Here is a 1308-nt window from a genome sequence, read left to right as displayed (position 1 = left end):
AGTCTGCGCCGGGGTCGGGTTCGGCGTCAATTGCTCGAAGTTACCGCCTGTGGCGCTTTCGATGGTCACGCTAACGGTCGAGCCGTTGTTGTAGACGTCATTGGCCGGGGTCTGGAAATCAACACTGCCCTGGGTCTTGCCAGCCTCGACGGTAATGGTCTGGCCGTTGGACAGGGTCACGGTCACTGCGGTCTGGGCTGGATTGCTCAGCGTCACGGTGTAAGTGATCACGCCACCTTCGGTCACCGACGGGTTCGCCGTCAGGGTCGCGGTGGTGTTATCGGTCGAATCGTTGATCGCCGTCTGCGCCGGGGTCGGGTTCGGCGTCAATTGCTCGAAGTTACCGCCTGTGGCGCTTTCGATGGTCACGCTAACGGTCGAGCCGTTGTTGTAGACATCGTTGGCCGGGGTCTGGAAGTCGACACTGCCCTGGGTTTTGCCGGCTTCAACGGTGATGGTCTGGCCGTTGGACAGCGTGACAGTCACCGCCGTCTGCGCCGAATTGCTCAGGGTCACGGTGTAGGTGATCACGCCACCTTCGGTGACGCTTGGCGAAGCGGTCAGCGTTGCGGTGGTGTTATCGGTCGAATCGTTGATCGCCGTCTGCGCCGGGGTCGGGTTCGGCGTCAATTGCTCGAAGTTACCGCCCGTGGCGCCCTCGATGGTCACGCTAACGGTCGAGCCGTTGTTGTAAACGTCGTTCGCCGGGGTCTGGAAGTCGACGCTGCCCTGGGTCTTGCCCGCTTCAACGGTAATGGTCTGGCCGTTGGACAGGGCCACGGTCACTGCGGTCTGGGCTGGATTGCTCAGCGTCACGGTGTAAGTGATCACTCCACCTTCCGTGACCGACGGACTCGCCGTCAGGGTCGCCGTGGTGTTGTCAGTCGAATCGTTGATCGCGGTCTGCGCTGGCGTTGGGTTCGGCGTCAGTTGCTCGAAGTTGCCGCCCGTGGCGCTTTCGATGATCACGCTAACGGTCGAACCGTTGTTGTAGACATCGTTAGCCGGGGTCTGGAAGTCGACGCTGCCCTGGGTTTTGCCGGCTTCAACGGTGATGGTCTGGCCGTTGGACAGCGTGACAGTCACCGCCGTCTGAGCTGGGTTGCTCAGGGTCACGGTGTAGGTGATCACGCCACCTTCGGTGACCGACGGGCTCGCCGTCAGGGTCGCCGTGGTGTTGTCAGTCGAATCGTTGATCGCGGTCTGCGCCGGGGTCGGGTTCGGCGTCAGCTGCTCGAAGTTACCGCCCGTGGCGCTTTCGATGGTCACGCTAACGGTCGAGCCGTTGTTGTAGACGTCGTTGGCCGG

1 protein-coding gene is annotated in these 1308 nt (G+C 62.2%); it reads right to left on the bottom strand.

Annotation, left to right across the window (positions count from 1 at the left end; translation table 11 throughout):
* The coding region (locus ACIP1G_RS31830; RefSeq protein ID WP_400744590.1) for an immunoglobulin-like domain-containing protein at nucleotides 1-1308 on the bottom strand (1308 nt) is incomplete at both ends.

Origin of the sequence: Pseudomonas sp. NPDC089392 (assembly GCF_044749595.1) — a bacterium.
Classification (GTDB): domain Bacteria; phylum Pseudomonadota; class Gammaproteobacteria; order Pseudomonadales; family Pseudomonadaceae; genus Aquipseudomonas.
Note: the sequence above shows the minus strand (reverse complement) of the source record. Positions and strands in the feature narration are given on the sequence as shown.